Source organism: Paraburkholderia sp. SOS3 (genome assembly GCF_001922345.1).
Lineage (GTDB): Bacteria > Pseudomonadota > Gammaproteobacteria > Burkholderiales > Burkholderiaceae > Paraburkholderia.
Window position 1 is genome coordinate 4,394,133 of record NZ_CP018811.1, and the last position, 16,172, is coordinate 4,410,304.

Annotated in this window: 15 protein-coding genes; 6 read left to right on the top strand and 9 right to left on the bottom strand. The window is 64.8% G+C overall.

What is annotated here, in order from left to right:
* Positions 1-336 precede the first annotated feature (336 nt).
* The 3 genes from glmS to BTO02_RS19625 all read right to left on the bottom strand — a co-directional run bounded on the left by glmS (position 337) and on the right by BTO02_RS19625 (position 4,094).
* On the bottom strand, positions 337-2,154 hold the full coding sequence (glmS, locus tag BTO02_RS19615) for a glutamine--fructose-6-phosphate transaminase (isomerizing) (RefSeq protein WP_075158422.1): 1,818 nt from the start codon (positions 2,152-2,154) through the stop codon (positions 337-339).
* 130 nt (positions 2,155-2,284) lie between these two features.
* Complete coding sequence (gene glmU / locus BTO02_RS19620) at positions 2,285-3,646, bottom strand: bifunctional UDP-N-acetylglucosamine diphosphorylase/glucosamine-1-phosphate N-acetyltransferase GlmU (RefSeq protein ID WP_075158423.1); 1,362 nt, start codon at positions 3,644-3,646, stop codon at positions 2,285-2,287.
* A gap of 88 nt (positions 3,647-3,734) precedes the next feature.
* A complete protein-coding gene (locus BTO02_RS19625) occupies positions 3,735-4,094 on the bottom strand; it encodes a hypothetical protein (RefSeq protein ID WP_156883859.1) in 360 nt (119 codons plus the stop codon).
* A 65-nt stretch (positions 4,095-4,159) separates the two neighbouring features.
* On the opposite strand from BTO02_RS19625, the gene BTO02_RS19630 reads away from it, so the two are divergent.
* The 3 genes from BTO02_RS19630 (at position 4,160) to BTO02_RS19640 (ending at position 7,704) form a co-directional block, all read left to right on the top strand.
* Positions 4,160-5,500 carry a cytochrome P450 gene (locus BTO02_RS19630; protein ID WP_083615182.1) on the top strand — a complete coding sequence of 447 codons (1,341 nt, stop codon included), beginning with the start codon at positions 4,160-4,162 and terminating at the stop codon, positions 5,498-5,500.
* A gap of 242 nt (positions 5,501-5,742) precedes the next feature.
* Complete coding sequence (ttcA, locus tag BTO02_RS19635) at positions 5,743-6,651, top strand: tRNA 2-thiocytidine(32) synthetase TtcA (RefSeq protein ID WP_075159023.1); 909 nt, start codon at positions 5,743-5,745, stop codon at positions 6,649-6,651.
* 513 nt (positions 6,652-7,164) lie between these two features.
* Positions 7,165-7,704, top strand: coding sequence for an RNA polymerase sigma factor (locus BTO02_RS19640; protein ID WP_156883860.1), 540 nt, complete (start codon positions 7,165-7,167; stop codon positions 7,702-7,704).
* On the opposite strand, the gene BTO02_RS19645 is transcribed toward BTO02_RS19640, so the two are convergent.
* A complete protein-coding gene (locus tag BTO02_RS19645) occupies positions 7,691-8,083 on the bottom strand; it encodes a dihydroneopterin aldolase (protein ID WP_075158427.1) in 393 nt (130 codons plus the stop codon). The two genes, BTO02_RS19640 and BTO02_RS19645, sit on opposite strands and share 14 nt — an antisense overlap.
* A 72-nt stretch (positions 8,084-8,155) precedes the next feature.
* Positions 8,156-9,007 (bottom strand): SDR family oxidoreductase, encoded by an 852-nt coding sequence (locus BTO02_RS19650; protein WP_083615183.1) that lies wholly within the window; start codon positions 9,005-9,007, stop codon positions 8,156-8,158.
* Positions 9,008-9,020: 13 nt separating this feature from the next.
* Between BTO02_RS19650 and BTO02_RS19655 the strand changes: the two genes are divergently transcribed.
* Both BTO02_RS19655 and BTO02_RS19660 read left to right on the top strand, forming a co-directional pair.
* On the top strand, positions 9,021-10,208 hold the full coding sequence (locus tag BTO02_RS19655; protein ID WP_075158428.1) for a class I SAM-dependent methyltransferase: 1,188 nt from the start codon (positions 9,021-9,023) through the stop codon (positions 10,206-10,208).
* Positions 10,209-10,244: 36 nt separating this feature from the next.
* Positions 10,245-10,439 (top strand): DUF2905 domain-containing protein, encoded by a 195-nt coding sequence (locus tag BTO02_RS19660; RefSeq protein WP_075158429.1) that lies wholly within the window; start codon positions 10,245-10,247, stop codon positions 10,437-10,439.
* A gap of 27 nt (positions 10,440-10,466) precedes the next feature.
* On the opposite strand, the gene BTO02_RS19665 is transcribed toward BTO02_RS19660, so the two are convergent.
* The 4 genes from BTO02_RS19665 to BTO02_RS19680 form a co-directional block, all read right to left on the bottom strand.
* On the bottom strand, positions 10,467-11,750 hold the full coding sequence (locus tag BTO02_RS19665) for a multifunctional CCA addition/repair protein (RefSeq protein WP_075158430.1): 1,284 nt from the start codon (positions 11,748-11,750) through the stop codon (positions 10,467-10,469).
* Positions 11,747-12,394: a glutathione S-transferase family protein gene (locus tag BTO02_RS19670; protein WP_075158431.1), complete on the bottom strand. Its 648-nt coding sequence runs from the start codon at positions 12,392-12,394 to the stop codon at positions 11,747-11,749. Before BTO02_RS19670 ends, BTO02_RS19665 begins: the two co-directional genes overlap by 4 nt.
* A gap of 71 nt (positions 12,395-12,465) precedes the next feature.
* Positions 12,466-13,422: a complex I NDUFA9 subunit family protein gene (locus tag BTO02_RS19675; RefSeq protein WP_075158432.1), complete on the bottom strand. Its 957-nt coding sequence runs from the start codon at positions 13,420-13,422 to the stop codon at positions 12,466-12,468.
* A gap of 122 nt (positions 13,423-13,544) precedes the next feature.
* A complete protein-coding gene (locus BTO02_RS19680) occupies positions 13,545-15,512 on the bottom strand; it encodes a lytic transglycosylase domain-containing protein (RefSeq protein ID WP_075158433.1) in 1,968 nt (655 codons plus the stop codon).
* An 80-nt stretch (positions 15,513-15,592) separates the two neighbouring features.
* On the opposite strand from BTO02_RS19680, the gene BTO02_RS19685 reads away from it, so the two are divergent.
* Positions 15,593-16,144, top strand: a complete 552-nt coding sequence (locus BTO02_RS19685; protein WP_232243399.1) for a 5-formyltetrahydrofolate cyclo-ligase — start codon at positions 15,593-15,595, stop codon at positions 16,142-16,144.
* Positions 16,145-16,172 lie beyond the last annotated feature (28 nt).

Sequence of the window (16,172 nt, forward strand, 5' to 3'; positions counted from 1 at the left end):
ATTGGCGCGAGTGACGACGAGTGGGCGGAGTGCGCCGGGGCGGGGAAGCGACAGATGGGGATGCGACAAATGGCAATGCGGGAGGCAGTGGAACTGCTGGCAAGGGGGTGGCCGGAGGATTATCCGGCCGGGGCGGTGGAGCGGGTTCTTCTACAGCCTTCGGGAACTGAAGGGGCGGCGGGGAGCGAGCGCCACCGCCTGTGACCATTAGTTCCGGTTAATCCTTTGCTGACAAGGACTTGAAGGCAGCGGCGCACCGCTGCTAACCGAAACTAATGGCACGCCGTAACCGAAACTAACGGTGCTATCCCATGGTGCTCTCCAGTTACAAGCCCCTCACTCCACCGTCACCGACTTCGCCAGATTCCTCGGCTTATCCACATCGGTCCCGCGCGCACACGCCGTGTGATACGCAAGCAACTGCAGCGGCACGACGTGCAGAATCGGCGAAAGCACGCCGTAGTGTTCAGGCATCCGGATCACATGCAGCCCTTCGGCATTGACGATGCGCGTATCGGAATCGGCGAATACATAAAGCTGGCCGCCGCGCGCGCGCACTTCCTGAATGTTCGACTTGAGCTTTTCGAGCAGCGCATCGTTCGGCGCAACCGTCACGACCGGCATCGCTTCGGTCACGAGCGCAAGCGGCCCATGCTTCAGCTCACCAGCCGGGTAAGCCTCCGCGTGGATATACGAGATTTCCTTGAGCTTCAGCGCGCCCTCGAGCGCGATCGGATAGTGAAGCCCGCGGCCGAGAAACAGCGCATTTTCCTTGCGCGAAAACTCTTCCGACCACGCGATGATCTGCGGCTCGAGCGCGAGCACGCTGTTCAACGCAGCCGGCAGGTGACGCAATTGTTTGACATAGCTGCTTTCCTGCGACGCATCGAGATGCCCGCGCAGCTTGCCCAACGCCACAGCCAGCACAAACAGCGCGACGAGTTGCGTCGTGAACGCCTTTGTCGACGCGACGCCGATCTCGCGCCCCGCATGCGTGAGAAACGCGAATTCGGTCTGCCGCACCATCGCACTCGTGCCGACGTTGCAGATCGCAAGCGTATGGTGGTGGCCAAGCGACTGCGCGTGCTTGAGCGCGGCAAGCGTATCGGCCGTTTCGCCCGACTGCGAGATCACCACGACCAGGGCGTTCGGATTCGGCACCGAGTCGCGATAGCGGTACTCGCTCGCAATCTCGACCTGCGTCGGAATCTTCGCGATCGATTCGAGCCAGTATTTCGCAGTGAGCCCTGAGTAATAGCTCGTGCCGCAAGCGAGGATCAGCAGGCTGTCGATCTTTTTGAACACCTGCGGCGCGTTCTCGCCAAACAGCGACGCCTCGATCGAATCGGCGACCGGAATCGTGTCGCTGATCGCGCGCGGCTGCTCGAAAATTTCCTTCTGCATGAAGTGGCGATACGGGCCAAGCTCGACCGCGCCGCCATACGCCGCGACTTGCCGCACTTCGCGCTGCGCCGCCTGGCCATCGCGATCGGCAATGCGCACGCCGTCCAGACGCAGTTCGCAAACGTCGCCTTCTTCGAGGAAGATGAAACGATCGGTGCTGCCCGAAAGCGCAAGCGCGTCGGACGCGAGGAAGTTTTCGCCTTCGCCGAGCCCGACGACGAGCGGCGAACCCTGCCGCGCGCCGACCACCGTATGCGGCTGATCCTTGTGCAGCACCGCGATCGCATAGGCGCCGTGCAGTTGCTGCACCGTTTCGCGAACCGCCGCGAACAGGTCGCCGCGATACAGGCTGTGAATCAGATGCGCGATCACTTCGGTGTCGGTCTGCGAGACGAACTCGTAACCCTTGCCGCGCAGCATCTCGCGCAGCGTCTCGTAGTTTTCGATGATGCCGTTGTGCACGATCGCGAGCGTGTCGCGCGAGAAGATCGGGTGCGCATTGTCCGTGACCGGCGCGCCATGCGTCGCCCAGCGCGTATGCGCAATACCCGTTTCGCCGCCGAGCTTCGTGTCGCGCACCTGATCGTCGAGATCGGCGACGCGCGCGACGCTGCGCGCACGGCGCGGTTCGCCATTCGCCAGCACGGCGACACCGCATGAATCGTAGCCGCGGTACTCGAGCCGTCGCAGCCCTTCGATCAGAACCGGGACGATGTTTCGTTGCGCAACCGCGCCGACAATACCGCACATAGCGATGATCCTTTTTGCAGAGTTGGGTTGCTGAGTTCAGCGGCGCAGCGTGTTGAACACTGCGCCGTCAGCGAAGGGCACCAGCCGACGCATTACGCGCGACGCATCGCTTCGATGCGCCGCCTTCGGGTCAGCTTTTCTTTTTGGTCGGGCGCACGTACCCGTGCTTGCCCGTTTGTGTCTTGTCGTTGAGCACGAGAACGCCTTCCTCGACGTCCTTCCACACCGTCGTGCCGGCCGCGATCGTCGCGCCGCGGCCGACCCGCACCGGCGCCACGAGTTGCGTATCGGAGCCGACGAACACGTCGTCTTCGATCACGGTGCGCAGCTTGTTCGCGCCATCGTAGTTGCAGGTGATCGTGCCGGCGCCGATATTGACGCGCGTGCCGACATCGGAATCGCCGACATAGCTCAGATGATTCGCCTTCGAACCGCGGCCGATCGCCGCGTTCTTCACTTCGACGAAATTGCCGATGTGCACTTCGTCAGCAAGCGCCGCGCCGGGCCGCAGCCGCGCATAGGGCCCCACGACCGCATGCGCGCCGATATCGGCGCCTTCGATATGCGTGAACGCGTCGACACGCGTGCCCGCGCCGATCGTCGCGTTGCGGATCACGCAGTTCGGGCCGATCGATACGTTGTCGGCCAGCGTGACCTGTCCTTCGAATACGCAGTTGACGTCGATCGACACGTCGCGCCCGCAGTCGAGCGAACCGCGCACATCGAGGCGCGCCGGATCCGCCAGCGTGACGCCCGCGACCAGCAGCGCATCGGCCACGTTGTGCTGATGGATGCGCTCGAGCTCCGCGAGTTGCTGCTTGCTGTTGACGCCGAGCGTCTCCCATTCTTCGTCGGGCTGCGCGGTGACGATTTCGAGGCCCGCTTCGATCGCGAGTTCGACGACGTCGGTCAGATAGAACTCGCCTTGCGAATTGTCGTTCTTCAGCGCGCCGAGCCACGCTTGCAAACGCGCGGTGGGCATCACGACGATGCCCGTGTTGATCTCGCGGATTTTCTGCTGCTCGGGCGTCGCGTCTTTCTGTTCGACAATGCGCTCGACCTTGCCCGCCGCGTTGCGCACCATGCGGCCGTAGCCTTGCGGATCGTCGAGCGTAACCGTCAGGACACCGTAGCCGTTTTGCCCTGCACCTTCGCACAGGCGCTGCAGCGTGCTTGCGCGCGTGAGCGGCACATCGCCGTACAGCACGAGCGTTGGCACCGACGGATCGAGCAGCGGCAGCGCCTGCTGCACGGCATGGCCCGTGCCGAGCTGCTGCTCCTGCACGGCGAACTGCACGTCGGGCGCCGCGACCGCCTCGCGCACCGACTCGCCGCCATGGCCGATCACGACGACGAGTCGCGTCGGATTCAGCGTGCGGGCCGTGCCGATGACATGCGAGAGAAGCGGCCGACCGGCCAGTGGATGAAGCACTTTCGGCAGCGCGGAACGCATGCGCTTGCCCATGCCTGCCGCCAGAATCACGATGTTCATGTCGTGGGCGTTGGTCGAGTTTGAGGTGCGCAATTCTAACATGCTGCCTCGCGGCAAAAGCGCCGCTGACAACGGCAAAACAGTGCTTTTATGTGGGCCTTCCGACCACGAACGACGTGTGCAAACGCGCGGTTTCGACGCGTTCGCAAGCACACATCAGCGCCTTGCCGATGCGAAAACAGATATCGCAAACGTTAAACAGGTGATCCCGCATATTGCCGCGCATATCGCAGCGCATATCGCAGCGCACGTCGCAGCGCACGTCGCCGCGCATGTCGCCGCGCTTATCGCCGGACACGTCAATGCACACGTTCTCGCGAACCTCCATTGAGCGCGCGGGAATAACCGTTCGCGCCGAGCGTTCTTTCGGGTTGTACCCGCGCCCGCTGCCGCCCCGCCCACCCGATTGACCGAACCGCCGACGCAGAGATCCCCTTGCAAGCGCCATCGCATAGCACGCTCCCCTTCCCGACCCGCTCCGTCTGCCGTCCCGCCCCGTTATTCAACCCGCCGATGCCTCAGTTGCCGGCCAAACCGGTATCGGCCGCGGGCTTCGTTCATGCGATGCGCAACGACGGTCTTCGGCTCTGGACCCGCGATGCCTACGAGGCCGATTACGTCGAAGAACGCCTGTTCCATCAGAAGCGCGTGCTCCTCAACAAGCCCGAAATGATTCATCGCGTGCTGGTGGAAAACCACGTCAATTACCCGCGCACCGACTATGCGGTTCGATTGATTCGCCCGATCGGACGCTATAGCGTGATGCTCGCGACCGGCGAGCAGTGGAAGCATCAGCGCCGCACGATCACGCCCACGCTCGCACCGAAGATGCTGCCCGTGCTGGCGCGCCATGTCGCCGCGTGCACCGAGGACGAGGTGCACGCGCTGGCCGCGCTCGACGGCGCGAGCGTCGATCTGCTGCCGGTCATGCGCGTGCTTGCGCTGAAGATTGCCGCGCGTTCGATGTTCTCGCTCGAAATCCACGAATTCGGCCAAGCCGTGCGCGACGCCGTGCAGGAGTTCATGCTGCGTCACACGCGTGCGAGCCTCGCCGAACTCGTGCTGCCGTACTGGGTGCCGACGCCGCGCGACATTCCGCGCCACGGCTTTCGGCGGCGCTGGCACGCGCTCGTCGAGCGCATCATCGATGCACGCGAACGCCAGCCCGCCGCCGACGGCCCGCGCGATCTGTTCGATGCGCTGCTGGCCGCGCGCGATCCGGAGACGGGCGCCGCCTTCAGCCGCGTCGAGCTCGCCGACCAGGTCGGCACGATGATCGTCGCGGGTCACGAGCCGAGCGGTCTCACGCTGCTCTGGGCGCTGTATCTGCTGGCGAACGCGCCCGACGCGCAAGCCGCGCTCGCCGACGAAGTGCGCGACGTCGATCTGAGCCCCGAGCGTGCCGGCGACGTGCTCAAAGCGCTGCCTTACACGCGCGCGGTGATCGACGAGACTTTGCGCATCTATCCGCCCGCGTGGGTGATCCTGCGCCACTGCGTCGAGCCCGATGCGTTCGAAGGGCTAACCGTCACGCGCGGCACGCAGATGATGATCAGCCCGTGGGTGCTTCATCACCATCGCGGCTTCTGGCAGAACCCCGACACATTCGACCCGACGCGCTTTCTGCCCGGTGCGCCGGCTCCCGAGCGCTTCACGTATCTGCCGTTCGGCACCGGGCCGCGCGTGTGCGTCGGCGCGCAGTTCACGCTTGCGGAAACGACGCTCGCGCTCGCGCGTCTCGTGCAGGCATTCGACGCGCAACTCGCAAGCGACGAGCCGGTGCGGCCGATCGGCCGCGCGACGACGCTGCCCGACCGGCCCGTGATGTTCCGGATGAAGGCGCGCAAGCGCTGAGCGCTTCGCGACGACGGTCGAACGCCGAGCGCGAGCGCCGCACTGCGTCGCCATCGCACGGCGTGCCGCAGGCGCCCGCCGGCGCCATCCGGAACGCGGCCGGCGCGGTTTTGCGCGACGCCCGAGGCGCCGGGCCGCCGCGCGTTTGGTTGTATCATCGTGGCTTGATCCCACGAACCGCCGCGCAGTTTGCCTTTTTTACCGCACGCGGCGCGCCATTCGATTTCCGTGTCAGCCCCGCCATGAAAGCGTCGAACAACTTTTTCCGCCTTGAAACCCGTCTGCAGTCGCAAGTCGGCAAGGCCATTCACGACTTCAACATGATCGAGGACGGCGACCGAATCCTCGCATGCATGAGCGGCGGAAAAGATTCGTACACAATGCTTTCCGTGCTGATGGCGCTGCAAAAGCGCGCCCCGGTCAAGTTCGAGATCATCGCGATGAATCTCGACCAGAAGCACCCCGGTTTCCCTGAAGAAGTGCTGCCGCGCTACCTCGAATCGGTCGGCGTCGACTACCGCATCGTCGAAGCAGACACGCATTCGATCGTCAAGGAGAAGGTGCCCGAGGGCAAGACCACGTGTTCGCTGTGTTCACGGCTGCGCCGCGGCGTCATCTATCGCACCGCGAAGGAACTGGGCGCGAACAAGATCGCACTCGGCCATCACCGCGACGACATTGTCGAAACGTTTTTCCTGAACCTGTTCTTCGGCGGCAAGATGAAAGCGATGCCGCCGAAGCTCGCCACCGACGACGGCGCGCACGTCGTGATCCGGCCGCTCGCGTACTGCAAGGAAAGCGATATCGCGAGCTACGCGCGCGACATGGAATACCCGATCATCCCGTGCGACCTGTGCGGTTCGCAGGAAAACCTGCAGCGCAAGAAGGTGAAGGACATGCTGCGCCAGTGGGAGCGCGAAACGCCGGGCCGCGTCGACAACGTGTTCCGCGCGCTCTCGGATGTCGTGCCCTCGCATCTGATGGACACGAACCTGTTCGACTTCCGTGGGCTAGCCACGGGCCTCGCGAAGGTCGACGAGGAGTCGCTGTTCGGCGATTCGTCGTACACGCAGGCGGCACTCGTGTTCTCGCATTCGAGCGAAAACCGCATCGAGTTCGTCCGTCCGTCGGAGCGCGCGGCAAGCGCCTGACCCGGCATTCGAACCGGTGCCCGCTTGCTGCGCCTTTGATGCGCATGCGATGCGTGTTCGTTCCGGTCATGGATGCGAAGCGCATCGGCTTATATTCAGCTTGTGTCATCTCGATGACAGGTTTCCGGCCCACCCGTCCTCGCGTAACCGCCTGTCTCTTCGCGCAGCCGCTCCTTGCATCGCATGCAAATTTTGAACGGCCATTTGTTCTGTGCTGGTCCGCAGCATGACCATATGATGCATTTCGCGCGTGTCAATTGCGCCTGATGACACCATTGTTATTGTTGATCGGCGGCATTGAAAAAAATCGGTTCACTTTGCTGTATTCACTGAATACAGTAACAGGCGAAGCACTCGCGCCGCCCTGACTGCTTTCAGTCCACCATCGAATAGCCAGGCGTTCGCTGCCCCACCCGGGCATCCTTGACGCGAGCATGTACCGGCACGAACGCTCTTACCCCCGATCGGGTCGCGCCGCTTCTAGTCGCTCGATAGCGTCAAAGGATTTACAACATGGGTAGCGGCCGAACGATTACGGCAGTGCAGGCATTACTGCCTCAGTTATGGAAATTCGCATTGCGTCTTGCCTCGACACCGGAAGACGCGGAGAAACTGCTCGACAACGTCTGTCGCGGCGTGCAGGACGGCACGTGCGACTGCGCGCCGTATATGTCGTTGCGCGTCAACCTGATGTCGACGATGTTGCGGCGCTGGCAACTGAAAGCGCGGCGCATGCAAGCGGGCGCCGCGCGCGCGGTGCCGCGCATCGAGGCGAATTCGGAAACGAACCGCCGCCTGCTGCAGGTCGTCGCGATGCTGCCCGACGAACAGCGCATTGCGATCATCCTGATCGAAGCGGAGCGCCTGACGCCGGGCGAGGCGGCGTGGGCCTGGGGCCTCACGACCGACGAACTCGAGCGACGCCTCGTGCGCGCGCATGCCGCCGTCAGGAAAGCCCTCGACAATGGCGCGCAGCCGTCGCGCGCCGGTCTGCCGCCGCGCCGAACCGCTTGCCCACAAGCGCAAGCCGAAGCCGCCTTCACGCGTCCTTGATGCGGAATACCTCGACGCCGACCGCATCGCAGTCCGGATAGACATCGGGCTTTTCCGTCGACACGCGCGCCGCACGCACGTGCGGATGCGCGAGCATGATCTTCACGAGGTCGTCGCACAGCGTTTCCTGCAGATGGATGTGCCCCTGCTCGACGCGGCGTGCAATCGTCGCGCGCATGAAATCGTAGTCGACCACTTCGCGCAGTTTGTCTTCGAGCGGCGTCGACAGCGCGAGCGGCACGAACAGATCGACGTTGATCACGACGCGTTGCTCGCCACGCTTTTCGAAATCGTGCACACCGATGTTGATAAAGACCTCGTAGTTGCGCAGGAAAAGCCGGCGGCAATCGGCGAGGTTCGGATGAAAGAAGGCGTGCATGGTCGTCCCCGATCTGATGGGTAAGCGTGCGGCAAGCACGCTGGATAAGCGCCGCACAGGGCGCTGGGCTCGTTAGCTGCCGGTCAGGAACATCACGTCGCGCGGCAGCGGCACGAGATGCTGGCCGCCGTCGACGACGAGCGTCGTGCCCGTCACGCCCGCGGCACCGGCCAGATACAGCGCGGCGGCAACGAGGTCTTCCGGACGCGACGCGCGGCCAAGCGGCGTCATCCGGTGCGCGGCCGCGAAGCTCGCCGGCGTCTGCTCCGCGGACTGCAGCGTCAGGCCCGGCGACAGCCCGACGACCCTCAGCTTCGGCGCGAGTGCCTGCGCGAGCGCGACGGTCGCGGCTTCGAGCGCCGCTTTCGACAGCGTGTACGACAGGTAATCCGGATTCATGTTCTGCAGCTTCTGGTCGAGCAGATTGATCACGACACTGCGCTGCGTTTCGTCTTCCCGCGCGATATCGGGCGTCGCCTCGTGCAGCATGCGCGCGAGCACGAGCGGCGCGCCGACGTTGATCGACATCATATGCAGCAGCTTGTCGTACGCGACGTCGCGTGCCGTGTCTTCGTCGAAGCGCGAGGCGTTGTTGACGATGCATACGGGACGTCCGAGCGCCGCCGTGCAATCGGGGATCAGGCGCGCGACTTCCGGTTCGTTCGCCAGATCCGCATGCAAGGCGATCGTGCGGCGGCCCAGCGCTTCGATTTCGGCGACCAGCTCATCGGCATCCGTGCGCGATGCGCCGTAGTGCACGGCGACATCCCAACCGTGCGCGGCGAAGCCCAGCGCCAGCGCGCGCCCGATGCGCCGCGCGGCGCCGGTGATCAGCACGACACGCGCGGGCGGCACCGCGTGGCGAGGGCCAGCCTCGCCGCTGCCGGCTTCCCCGGCTGACGAATGGACGGAACGGTCGCTCATTTACAATGCGGGAATGAATCCGAAGCCTCACGAACCCGATAGTTTACCCGCTCCCGACGCCGCAGCGCTCGCCCAATCGACCGCGCTCGCCGAGCTGATTCGCGCCGACATCGACGCGGCCGGCGGCTGGCTGCCGTTCGACCGCTATATGGACCGCGCGCTCTATGCGCCGCGTCTTGGCTACTACAGCGGCGGCGCAATCAAATTCGGCCGGCGCGCCGAAGACGGCAGCGACTTCGTCACCGCGCCCGAGTTGTCGCCGCTGTTTGCGGCGACGCTCGCGCGGCCCGTCGCCGAGGCGCTCGAAGCAAGCGGCACGCGCGACGTGATCGAATTCGGCGCGGGCACGGGGCGGCTCGCGGCCGGTCTGCTCAATGCGCTCGACGCGCTCGGCGCGCCGCCCGATACCTATTCGATCGTCGATCTGTCCGGCGAATTGCGCGAGCGCCAGCAGACGATGCTAGAAGCACAGGCGCCCGCGCTTGCCGCGCGCGTGCGGTGGCTCGACGCATTGCCCGGTGAATTTGCCGGCGTCGTGATCGGCAACGAAGTGCTCGACGCGATGCCGGTGCGCCTTTTCGCGCACGCAAACGGCCAGTGGCGCGAACGCGGCGTGGTCTGCCACGACCACACCTTCGCCTTCGAAGACCGCGCGCTGCAGTCCACCCACGATGCCGCCTTCCTCGACGAAATCGAAGCCGACGGCGACTATGTGACCGAAACGCACGAAGCGGCCTGCGCGTTCACGCGCACGATCTGCCGGATGCTCGCGCGCGGCGCCGCGTTCTTTATCGACTACGGTTTTCCGCGACATGAGTACTACCATGCGCAGCGCGCGCAGGGCACGCTGATGTGCCACTATCGGCATCGCGCGCACGGCGATCCGTTTCTGTATCCGGGCTTGCAGGACATCACCGCGCATGTCGAATTCAGCGGCATCGCGGAAGCGGGCACCGATACGGGCGCCGATCTGCTCGGCTATACGTCGCAGGCGCGCTTTCTGATGAACGCGGGCATTACCGAAGCGCTCTCGGAACTCGACCCGTCCGATGCCGCGCGCTTCCTGCCCGCCGCGAACGCGGTGCAGAAGCTGTTATCGGAAGCGGAGATGGGCGAACTCTTCAAGGTGATCGCGTTCTCGCGCGGCATCGACGACACGCTCGACGCGTTTGCGAGCGGCGACCGCTCTCACACGCTCTGACGGGCTCTGACACGCTCCGACCCAAGGACCCACACGATGATCCGCTGGCTGCTCACTACGTTCGTCGCCGTTGCGGTGCTGTCGGCATGCTGGCCGTGGCTGCGCAAGATAGGCATCGGGCGCATGCCCGGCGACGTCACGTTGCGGATCTTTGGGCGCGAGTACCCGTTTCCGTTCATGTCGACGCTCGTGCTGTCGATGCTGTTGTCGTTGATTGCGCGGTGGCTGTAGGCGACGCCTTCGTCGTGCGACAGGACTTCAGTCGCCGTCTTTGTCCGGGTTTTTCTCCGGGTCCGTCTCACCAATCGCCTGCGCGACCGCTCGCACGCGCGCCCGATGCACCGCATCCTTGATTGCCGTGGGCTTATCCTCGCGTTTGTCGCCGAGCGCCCCGGCAATCGCGCCCGCATCGACGCCGCGCGCCGCCACCAGCGCCTCGCGCAGCCGGTCGGCCTGCGGGTAATCACGCGTCTCGAAACCGAGCCGCCCGCGCGCGTCGGCCTCGCACGCCTGCAGCGCCTCCGCAAAACGCGCAGGCTTGCGCAACGCGTCGCTGCGCTCGAAGAGGCGCACCACCGCGACCGCCCCCATCTCCATCACACGATGGATATTGCCGTGCTCGCGTGCGACGAGCACCGCGAGGTCGCGGCACTCGTTCGGCACGCGCAGCCGTTCGCATAGCGGCTTCAACAGATCGACGCTGCGGCCTTCGTGACCGATATGGCGCGGCAGCACATGATCGGGCGTCGTCGCCTTGCCGAGATCGTGCGTGAGCGCCGCGAATCGCACGGGCAACGAGTACCCGCGCTTTGCCGCATAGTCGACGACCATCATCACGTGCACGCCGGTGTCGACTTCAGGGTGATAGTCGGCACGCTGCGGCACGCCGTACAGCGCGTCGATTTCGGGCAGCACGCGCGCGAGCGCGCCGCCTGTGCGCAGCAGGTCGAACATCCGCGACGGCTTGTTCTCCATCAACCCGCGCGAGACTTCCTGCCAGACGCGCTCGGGCACGAGCGCATCGACTTCGCCGGCCTCGACCATCTTGCGAATCAACTCGAGTGTTTCGGGCGCGAGCGTGAAATCGGCGAAGCGCGCGGCAAAGCGCGCGACGCGCAGAATGCGCACCGGGTCTTCGACAAATGCATGACCGACATGGCGGAACACGCGCGCCTTCAGATCCGCCTGCCCGTTGAACGGATCGACGATCGGCCCCGTCAGTTCGCCGTCCGGGCTCACCTCCTGCGCCATCGCGTTGACCGTCAGGTCGCGGCGCTCGAGGTCTTCTTCGAGCGTGACGTCCGGCGAATAGAAGAACTGGAAGCCGTGATAGCCCGCCGCGGTCTTGCGCTCGGTCCGTGCAAGCGCGTACTCCTCGTGCGTGACCGGATGCAGAAACACCGGAAAGTCCTTGCCGACCGGTCTGTAGCCTTGCGCGGCCATCTGCTCGGGCGTCGCGCCGACCACCACATAATCGCGGTCCTGCACGGGCAGGCCGAGCAGCTTGTCGCGAATGGCGCCGCCGACTGCGTAGATCTTCATGCAGGGGTTTCGTAGTAATCGATCGTGTGCGTCTCGCGCATCGCGTCGGCAATCCAGGCCTGCACCGCGGGCGCATCGGTCAGACGCCGCGCGTAGGCGGCGGCCGCTTCGGACAACGCCGGCCGCCATGTGTTGAAGCGCATCACGACGGGCGCATACATCGCATCGGCAATGGTGAACTCGCCGAACAGGAACGGGCCGCCGTACTGGTCGAGACACGCGCTCCACAACGCCTCGATGCGCGCGATGTCGGCAAGCGCGCCGGGCGTCGCGCCCTTGCCCGGAAACGACGCGCGGATGTTCATCCACATGTTCGTGCGCAGCTCGGCGAAGCCCGCGTGCATTTCCGCGCTGACGCTGCGCGCATGCGCGCGCGCGGCGGCATCGCGCGGCCACATCGGCACGTCGGGGAAATGCTCGGCGAGCGTCTCGAGGATCGCAACCGATTCCCATACCGATGCGCCGTTGTCCATGACGAGGCACGGCACTCTGCCCGACGGCGAATGTTCGAGGATCGACGTACGCGTGTCCGGCTCTCCGAGCCGGACCACGACTTCTTCGAACGGAATGCCGAAATGCTTCATCAGCACCCACGGGCGCATCGACCACGACGAATAGTTCTTGTCACCAATCACGAGTTTCATGCGTTGTCCCCGGAAAAAGGCTGGTTATGGGTTGGCGCTTCTCAAGCTCGCCTCGAACATCATCACCACCATCAACGTCCCGCGTTCGCGCGAAACGTATTGAAGCGCGAACGCAGCGACGCGCCTGTCAGATACACGGGCGCAATCGTCTCGATGCTCGCGGGTTCGATGTCGAGCTCCGGCGCGAGCGGCCCCGCCAGCACGCTGTCGACTTTCATCGAATCGAGATTGTCGCGCGAAATGACAGGCTCGCCGGGCGCCATTTCGAAGGTCAGCGCCTGCAGCCGCGCGAAAGCATCGGGTAGCCGGATAATGCGCGCCTGCCTGCCGATCACCGCGCCGCAATATTCGACGAGCTGCTCGAGCGTGTAGACCGCCGGTCCGCCGAGTTCGTAGACGCGGCCGTTCGCGGCATCGAGATCGAGCACATTGACGATCGCCTTCGCGACGTCGCCGACGAACACCGGCTGGAACTTCGCATCGGGCATCGCGAGCGGAATGACCGGAAACACACGCTGCAAAAACGCAAACTTGTTCAGCAACGCGTCTTCGGGACCGAACACGACCGACGGTCGGAAGAGGGTCGTTGCGAGCATCGACGACGCGCGCACCGCCTTTTCGCCATCGCCTTTCGAACGCATATACATGCTCGGGCCGTTCGGATCGGCGCCCAGCGCGCTCATCTGAATGAGCCGGTGCACGCCCTTGCCTTCGCAGGCGGCCACGATTTTCGTCGGCAGTTCGACATGGAGCTTTGCGAACTCCGGGCCGTACGGATGACCGCGGTGCCCGTGCAGCGTGCCGACCAGATTGATCACCGCATCGGCATTCTCGACGAAGCGCGCGAGCTGCACGGGATCGAACACATCGACTTCGAGCACGTCGATCGGCAACAGCGTCAGATGTCGCGCGTTATAGCGGCGGCGTGTCGCAAGGCGCACCGTCTTGCCGAGCTCGACGAGCGCGTTGATGAGATGGCTGCCGATAAAACCGGAACCGCCAATCACCGCAATGGTTTGATGTCGCATTTCCGACCTCCAGTTGTCCTGCAAGCTGGTGGCTCGCATTCAGCAGGGAAGCCGCGGCAATGGCTGAAACTGAAGCCGCGCCGCGCGCATGCATGGCATGCGGCGCGGCGGATACGGCGCTTTTACGGTGCGATGTAACCCAAACGCGCCTTCAGCGATTGCGGACGGCCTTCGAACAACGCCGCATAGTAGACCGTGTTGGACAACACGTTCTTCACATAGTCGCGGGTTTCCTGGAAGGGAATCGCTTCCGCGAAAATCGCCCCTTCGACAGGGTGCTGCAGCGACTGACGCCAGTTGCGCGGGCGGCCGGGACCCGCGTTGTAGCCGGCGGTGGCGAGCACGGCCGACCCGTCGAATTGATTGTAGATCATCGACAGATAGTTCGTCCCGAGCAGGATATTGGTGTTGAGGTCGTTCATCTGCTCGCGAGAAATCGGGCCGAGGCCGATCTTTTTTGCCACCAGTTGAGCCGTGCCGGGCATCAACTGCATGAGCCCGCTTGCACCGACTTCGGAGCGTGCGTTCAGGATAAAACGCGACTCCTGGCGAATCAGCCCGTAAGCCCATTCGACATCGAGCCCGTTCGACTGCGCGTCGCGCTCGACGATATCGCGGAACGGCGACAGGTAACGCAGCGAGAAGTCGTGCTCGGTCTTCGTGCGGTCCGCGGTATTCACCGTGCGATCGTACAGTTCGATGCGGCGCGCGTACTCGGCTGCTGCCAGCAGTTGCCGGTCGCTCATCGTGCGCAACGGCCAGTTCCATTCGCGATTGCCTTCGAGCCGCAGATTCAGCTGGTAGAAACGTTGCGCCAGCGCAAAGCCAGGCGTGTTTCCCGCTTGCTGCACTTCGGCGTCCGTGACCGTCGTTTTCGGCGGCACCGTGATCTTGCGGCCCAGTTCTTCGCTTGCGAGCTGCCCGTAGAAGTTGAAGCCCGAGGCGATCTGCGCGAATTCGTCGTTCGCCTGCGCCGTGTCGCCGGCCTCCTTCAGCGCGCGCGCATGCCAGTACACCCAAGACGGCTGGCTGCGCAGCGCGGCAGGCATCTGCTCGATCGACCAGCGCACCATCGTCCAGTCGCCGGCGAGCAGCGCCGAGCGCGTGCGCCATTCGTAAGCGGGATTCGACAGCGGCGCGTTCGCCGACAGCCGGTACCAGTCCACCGCGCCCGGCATCTGCTTCAAGGCCGCCTGATACGCGATCGTGCCCCAGCCGATCGCGCGCTCCGGCGTGGTCAGCGACTGTGCGATCGAGGTGAACGTGGCTGCCGTCATCGCCGGATCGTTGCGCGCCATTCGCGTGATCGCGAGCAGCGCGAGCTGATGCGACTGCGGATCGGCGCCGACGCCGCGCGCGATCAGAAGCGGCGGCGTGGTGGCGGCCTGATTGAAGAGGTCCGGGTCGGGCCGCTGATTGCCGAGCGCATCGACGAGCTTCGCGCCAGTATTCGTCTGGTTCTGCTCGTACGCGAGGCGGATCTGCTGCCAGACGTCGTCGCTCGTGAACTGCTGGTTGATCGCGAGCGCGGTGATCAGATCGACGCAGCCGTCGCCGTAGTAGCGCGGCTCGACGAGCAGCGCGCGCGCCGCATCGGCGACATTCTCGCCGTGCGCCGCGCGCGATTCGAGCGCGTAGCACTTCACCTGCGTATCGTCGTTGAGCACGAAGCGCGCGTATTGCGGGTCGAAGTTGCGCCAGTCGTGGCGGGCGCCGAGCACCGTCAGGTAGTCGTTGCGCATGCGGTCCGCAATCGCCTGGCCATCGTACTTCTGCAGGAATGCGAGCACCGGCGCATCGGGTGCATCGATGCGCGCATGTCCCGACGAATCGAACAGTTGCGGCTTCAGCTGGAAGTACTCGAGGTACGACGGCGCCGGATAGTCCGGGATCATCGCGGCCAGTTGCGCGGCGCGCACCGGATCGTTATTGCGCGCGGCTTCGCGCAACTGGACGAAGATCTGGTCGTCGTTGGTAAGCTGGGAAAGCGGGATGGGCTTCACGGCGGACGCCGTGCTGCATGCGACGAGGGCCGCCGCGGCAAGTGCCAGACCGACCGCGCGATATACTCGGAAGAGGCGTGTGGACATCGTTGTTTCTGGAGCGCGAATTGAACGAAAGGATAGCATGCAACCCCGACGCCAAATCATCGAAAAAGGGACTGCGGCGCATGTTGTTCGACGCTCGGCTGCATGCGAGCCGCGACCCGGGCGTGAGCGCCGCGTTGAACCGGCGCCTGCTCGAAATGTTGCACAAGCATGCGCCGCGGCGCGTCGGCTTTTACTGGCCGCTCGAAGGCGAGTTCGATGCGCGCGCTGCGATCGCGGCATGGCTCGCGCTCGATGCCGCGCGCGAAGCGTGTGTTCCGGTCGTCATGCAACGCGATGCGCCGCTCGCGTTTCACGCGTGGACGCCCGCTATGCCGATGGAAATCGGCGAGCATCGCATTCCCGTGCCTGCCACGGTGCGCGAGGTCATGCCCGATCTGGTCTTCGTGCCGTGTGTCGGCTTCGACGAGGATGGTTACCGGCTCGGCTACGGCGGCGGCTATTACGATCGCACGCTCGCCGGATGGCGCGTGGCCGGCGCGGCGCCGCTCGCGGTCGGCATCGCGTACGAAGCGTGCAAGACGAACGCGCTGCCGCGCGAGCCGCACGATCTGCCGCTCGACGCGATCATCACCGATGCCGCTTGCTACCCGCTGCAACCCGCGCGGCAATGACGAACTCGATCGCAGCGGGCGGGCACCC

Excerpts from the sequence above, each read along its gene's own strand:
- glmS (WP_075158422.1), bottom strand. The coding sequence starts at position 2,154 with ATGTGCGGTATTGTCGGCGCGGTTGCGCAACGAAACATCGTCCCGGTT.
- glmU (WP_075158423.1), bottom strand. The coding sequence starts at position 3,646 with ATGAACATCGTGATTCTGGCGGCAGGCATGGGCAAGCGCATGCGTTCC.
- BTO02_RS19625 (WP_156883859.1), bottom strand. The coding sequence starts at position 4,094 with ATGGCGCTTGCAAGGGGATCTCTGCGTCGGCGGTTCGGTCAATCGGGT.
- BTO02_RS19630 (WP_083615182.1), top strand. The coding sequence starts at position 4,160 with ATGCCTCAGTTGCCGGCCAAACCGGTATCGGCCGCGGGCTTCGTTCAT.
- ttcA (WP_075159023.1), top strand. The coding sequence starts at position 5,743 with ATGAAAGCGTCGAACAACTTTTTCCGCCTTGAAACCCGTCTGCAGTCG.
- BTO02_RS19640 (WP_156883860.1), top strand. The coding sequence starts at position 7,165 with ATGGGTAGCGGCCGAACGATTACGGCAGTGCAGGCATTACTGCCTCAG.
- BTO02_RS19645 (WP_075158427.1), bottom strand. The coding sequence starts at position 8,083 with ATGCACGCCTTCTTTCATCCGAACCTCGCCGATTGCCGCCGGCTTTTC.
- BTO02_RS19650 (WP_083615183.1), bottom strand. The coding sequence starts at position 9,007 with ATGAGCGACCGTTCCGTCCATTCGTCAGCCGGGGAAGCCGGCAGCGGC.
- BTO02_RS19655 (WP_075158428.1), top strand. The coding sequence starts at position 9,021 with ATGAATCCGAAGCCTCACGAACCCGATAGTTTACCCGCTCCCGACGCC.
- BTO02_RS19660 (WP_075158429.1), top strand. The coding sequence starts at position 10,245 with ATGATCCGCTGGCTGCTCACTACGTTCGTCGCCGTTGCGGTGCTGTCG.
- BTO02_RS19665 (WP_075158430.1), bottom strand. The coding sequence starts at position 11,750 with ATGAAGATCTACGCAGTCGGCGGCGCCATTCGCGACAAGCTGCTCGGC.
- BTO02_RS19670 (WP_075158431.1), bottom strand. The coding sequence starts at position 12,394 with ATGAAACTCGTGATTGGTGACAAGAACTATTCGTCGTGGTCGATGCGC.
- BTO02_RS19675 (WP_075158432.1), bottom strand. The coding sequence starts at position 13,422 with ATGCGACATCAAACCATTGCGGTGATTGGCGGTTCCGGTTTTATCGGC.
- BTO02_RS19680 (WP_075158433.1), bottom strand. The coding sequence starts at position 15,512 with ATGTCCACACGCCTCTTCCGAGTATATCGCGCGGTCGGTCTGGCACTT.
- BTO02_RS19685 (WP_232243399.1), top strand. The coding sequence starts at position 15,593 with ATGTTGTTCGACGCTCGGCTGCATGCGAGCCGCGACCCGGGCGTGAGC.